The sequence below is a fragment of the Streptococcus mitis genome (assembly GCF_000722755.1).
Lineage (GTDB): Bacteria > Bacillota > Bacilli > Lactobacillales > Streptococcaceae > Streptococcus > Streptococcus mitis_CM.
Map to the genome: position 1 here is coordinate 1 of NZ_JPFY01000001.1, position 4,031 is coordinate 4,031.

The 4,031-nt window shown below is 39.9% G+C and carries 7 protein-coding genes and 1 pseudogene; all 8 read right to left on the reverse strand.

What is annotated here, in order from left to right:
* The coding region (locus SK578_RS10960) for a T7SS effector LXG polymorphic toxin (protein ID WP_235228575.1) at nucleotides 1–1,123 on the reverse strand (1,123 nt) is incomplete at its 3' end.
* A 9-nt stretch (nucleotides 1,124–1,132) separates the two neighbouring features.
* On the reverse strand, nucleotides 1,133–1,417 hold the full coding sequence (locus SK578_RS00010; protein ID WP_042749648.1) for a TIGR04197 family type VII secretion effector: 285 nt from the start codon (nucleotides 1,415–1,417) through the stop codon (nucleotides 1,133–1,135).
* 4 nt (nucleotides 1,418–1,421) lie between these two features.
* The gene (locus tag SK578_RS11080; protein ID WP_323754975.1) at nucleotides 1,422–1,676 is read right to left on the reverse strand and encodes a YwqH-like family protein; all 255 of its coding nucleotides are present in this window, start codon (nucleotides 1,674–1,676) and stop codon (nucleotides 1,422–1,424) included.
* Complete coding sequence (locus SK578_RS00015; RefSeq protein ID WP_235228577.1) at nucleotides 1,568–1,855, reverse strand: hypothetical protein; 288 nt, start codon at nucleotides 1,853–1,855, stop codon at nucleotides 1,568–1,570. The genes SK578_RS11080 and SK578_RS00015 overlap by 109 nt, the downstream gene beginning before the upstream one ends.
* A 3-nt stretch (nucleotides 1,856–1,858) precedes the next feature.
* Nucleotides 1,859–2,125, reverse strand: coding sequence for a DUF4176 domain-containing protein (locus SK578_RS00020; RefSeq protein WP_120769989.1), 267 nt, complete (start codon nucleotides 2,123–2,125; stop codon nucleotides 1,859–1,861).
* A gap of 26 nt (nucleotides 2,126–2,151) precedes the next feature.
* Entirely contained in the window at nucleotides 2,152–2,835 is a 684-nt protein-coding gene (locus SK578_RS00025; RefSeq protein ID WP_004264066.1) for an enhanced serine sensitivity protein SseB C-terminal domain-containing protein, read from the reverse strand.
* Between the two features lie 8 nt (nucleotides 2,836–2,843).
* On the reverse strand, nucleotides 2,844–3,161 hold the full coding sequence (locus tag SK578_RS00030) for a hypothetical protein (protein ID WP_004264076.1): 318 nt from the start codon (nucleotides 3,159–3,161) through the stop codon (nucleotides 2,844–2,846).
* Nucleotides 3,161–4,031, reverse strand: a pseudogene (locus SK578_RS11085) (hypothetical protein); the annotation flags it as partial. The gene SK578_RS00030 and the pseudogene SK578_RS11085, both read right to left, overlap by 1 nt.

Sequence of the window (4,031 nt, forward strand, 5' to 3'; positions counted from 1 at the left end):
CCGCTGTATAGGCGCCTGCTTCCCCTATCGCAAACTGGGTCAAGCCCTTGACAACGCTCTGAGTCTGCCCTATGGGAATCATGATGGCACTCGCCGTCACAAAGATATTCCCAACATCATGATACAGCTTGTCATTCCCCATGAAAAGCGTATCTCTGATGGGATTTCCTGCTTTAGTCTGAATATCCCCTGCATTCCCAAGTTTGATATCCTGATCAGCCTCATACATATTAGAAGCCCCATAGGCTGTTGTCCCAAGACCCACTATACCGCCTGCAACAACTAAAGGAGTCGCAGAGCCCAATGTAACTACGATGGCTGTCACTCCGACAATGATAGTCAATGCGCTAACAGCCATGTCTTTCCAACCCTTATCTGATCGAGCCAAGGCTTCAAAACGGACCTTGTCTCGCTCCTGAGCTGCTTGTACACGCTCAACGCGACTCTCCATCTGCTGGGTCGCCTGTTTGTAGGCTATCGCAAAGCGTTGAACAGACTTGAGTTTGGCAAAATCTCCTGACTGATAAGTCCCTACAGTTCGTGTCTTACCTGCATGTTCTGTTATCAAGGCCTTGGTCGCAGCTAGAAGTTCCTTAAAGGCGACCAAATCTTGACTCGCATGGTTACTCTCGTACTGAGTGATGGAGGTATCCAAGTTCTTGAGCTGGTTCATGAGGAAGTTATAGTTCATGACTGTACTGGTATGACTGCTTCCTTCGTAGCTCACCAAGTCTGAAATCTTGTCCTTGGTCGTGTTCAAGATCTCAATCTCACTCTTCAAATCGTCCCGTGAGCTCTTTAAAGCACTATGAAGGTTTGTAAATACCTTACTTGGAAGCTTTGTATGAAGATCACCATCAATCTGGTAGTAACCATCCTTGTACAGCAGGAGGTTAGTTGAGTAGTCATTCATCAGGTTGACCAGAGTCTGAAGAAGAGTCCCATGCACCTCTACTAGGTAACGGCGCATACTCGAGATGGCCTGACCTTGGAGATTTTGATTGTTGATGAAGTCTGTCATGGCCTTGTTTAGGCTCGCAACGGACTCTCCCCAAGCATTTATCGTTTTTTGACTTTCCACCTGAACAGAGGTAATATCATCAAATTTTATATTGTAACTCATGGCACCTCCCTACTGCAAACCAGGAAACATGTTTTGACCCAGGACACTATCTGTCCGATACATCTCTTTCCCTGTGCCTGCCATCAAAGCGATATCTGTCTCCAGCAAGGTCGCATAGGTCTTCACCAGCGAGTGGAGCTCATTGAATTGTTCCTGATACAAGTCCAATCCTTTCGATGTAGCTGTCGTATTAAAACTTGGTTTCCCAACTCCTGCCAAACTAGCCTTGGCTTTAGACAGGCTACCGATGTGCGAGTTAAACAGAACCTCGGATAATTGAATCGTTCCATACATGGCCTTACCCCTCCTTCGTATGTAGCAGCTTCTCGATGGAATTTTCCAAACTATTCTTCAAACTCTGAAGACAGCCAATAAGGCCATTTTCTTCAATCTTTTGATTTTCCAACCTAGTGATTTCATCACAGATGGCATCATAGAAGGTATTCATCTCCGTTTGAAAACTCGTGTAGTCACTGGAGAAGCTTTCCCACTGCTTGGTGAAATCATCCTTTTGTTTGCCTTGCCAAGTAGGCTGATAATTTTTCCTAATAATCTTTTTTTAGTATAATAAACCTTTTTTTGAATTTCCCCTACAGACTTCTTGGCCGTGCGAAGACGTTCCAACTGTTCATCGATAGTCGTAATCCGTGATTGGGCAGAGGAGATGCTGGTGGAGTAGGCATTCACTCTACCTTGAAGATAATAGATTTGATCATAGTCTATTTGCCCCATGTATTAGCCTCCTAGTTCATTTACTTCATTCAACTCAGCAACATTTCCTTTAGGAATCTCTGTCTGATCTATAACCGCAGCAATATTTTCCAACATGAGGTCATTATCCTCATCACTATAACCCTCTTGAACTACCTTAAAAATATCTTCGTCATTGAAGTAGATAAGGCTATCGCCTACCATCCCTTCGGGATAGAGGCAAGCCCCGTAGTCAAAACGATAGATATCTCCTTTGACTGGTGCTACAATCACACGAGCAATGATGAGCATCTTTTTGGTACTTCCTTTTAAAAATATTAGCGAGTGTAAATGGGAGGATTATCCTTCATTATTTCTTCTCCTAACTCTGTATTGCTTGATATCAGATCAAAAGGACAATCAGAGTCTATTTTATGACTCGCAATTTTTTTAGAAATCTTCTCAAAAAGAAGTAGCTCATTTTGAGAGTCATCAGAATCTATGACTAGTAAGTAACTACTTTCTTCTTTCACTAGTATCTTTACGAAAAAGACATTATTAACTGAAGGAATTTCCTTAAAAATATTTGAAAGCTTTTTTTCAATCAACGTTGTATCCTCAATTGGCTTTCCAAAAAGTATTTTACGTGAATTGATTAAAGATAATATCGATTCTATATAATCTTTGTCCATAAAAACACTGATTTCACAAGGATTCAATACAACATATTTTACAGGTGAATTACGTTCTAGAAATTTATAAATATATACTATATCTACTTTGGCGAACTTAACACTTTTATTAAATAATGAACTAGATAAATTGATAGATTCAAAATCAGTAAATATAGGCAAATACTGTCTACCATCGCTACCATTTAATGTGATTAGAATATCAGAGCTATCAATTGTAGTAAAAGGTACCAACAAATATGATTTTGAAAGAGCAATAGCAAATTTCTTCCAGTCTGACTCCCTGTTATTTTCTTTATATATATTATATAAAAGATTCAAATCTAACATTAACTTCCTCATTCTTCTAATAAAGCATCAATTCTATTTAATAATGACGAAAATTGAGTATTACATTTTGTCATATATGTAGCATCAGAATCAAGAATATAAAAATCCGATAAACCGTCTCTTGGGAAAAACATACTTTTGTACATTTTTCGAAGTTTCTCTATACATTCATTTGGGAGTTCAGGATTTTCTATATTTTGTATGATTGCTATCATATTTTTAAGCGTCCCTATAAAATAATTAACATTATGACGCTGCTTATGTTCTGATAGAATCCCTAATAAGTCAATTAACAATTCTATTAGTTCTTCTTTGAAATTTACCATCACCTTATTCCTCCTAGATGTGTTGTATTATTAAGAATTCCATCAATAGTCCAGGGTTTATTGATAAATATCTGTTCTTTGCCACCAATATATACTCCTCCTTGAGATCCTGTAGGACCTTCATAATAGACGGTACCTTTTGGGAACTTAGTAGCATAGATATCAGTCAATTCTGATGTACCTGTTAAGACTCCTGTATCCCTATCAATCCACTGAGGTTTAACTGCGGACTCTATCCTAACTTTTATTACTGACTCAGGGATATCCCTTGTATAATATTGTCCTAAAGGACTGTCAGAATTTCCTGCTCTAAAAAAGACCGTATCCTCTTCTAATATTTTCACATTATATTTACCGCTAGCGAAACTTTTAGCTGCAGTTTCATTAATTTCTAGTAGTGGCCCAGAATTTTCAATCATATTGTAACTATATTCTCTTGGATTGGTGGACACCTTATTGAGACTAAACTTGCTGGCTGCTGAGGAGACCGCATAACCTCCTACGATATTCCCGATAAAGTTTGCGGTTTGGGCATCTTCTTCGCTTCCACCTAGGAGCTTGGTCCCATGATAGGCAACCTGACCCGCTGTATAGGCACCGGCTTCCCCTATCGCAAACTGGGTCAAGCCCTTGACAGCGCTCTGAGTCTGCCCTATGGGAATCATGATGGCACTCGCTGTCACAAAGACATTCCCAACATCATGATACAGCTTGTCATTCCCCATGAAAAGCGTATCTCGGATGAGATTATAGGATTTCGTATGGGCATCCCCTGCATTTCCAAGTTGGATGTTATGAATCCCTTCCCCTGCATTAGACGCCCCATAAGCCGCTGTTCCAATTCCTGCGGTTAAGCCAGCCCCAACAACC

What these genes read in the sequence shown, in the direction of transcription:
- SK578_RS00025 (WP_004264066.1), bottom strand. Translation starts at nt 2,835, where the DNA reads ATGTTAGATTTGAATCTTTTATATAATATATATAAAGAAAATAACAGG.
- SK578_RS00020 (WP_120769989.1), bottom strand. Translation starts at nt 2,125, where the DNA reads ATGCTCATCATTGCTCGTGTGATTGTAGCACCAGTCAAAGGAGATATC.
- SK578_RS00030 (WP_004264076.1), bottom strand. Translation starts at nt 3,161, where the DNA reads ATGGTAAATTTCAAAGAAGAACTAATAGAATTGTTAATTGACTTATTA.
- SK578_RS00010 (WP_042749648.1), bottom strand. Translation starts at nt 1,417, where the DNA reads ATGTATGGAACGATTCAATTATCCGAGGTTCTGTTTAACTCGCACATC.
- SK578_RS00015 (WP_235228577.1), bottom strand. Translation starts at nt 1,855, where the DNA reads ATGGGGCAAATAGACTATGATCAAATCTATTATCTTCAAGGTAGAGTG.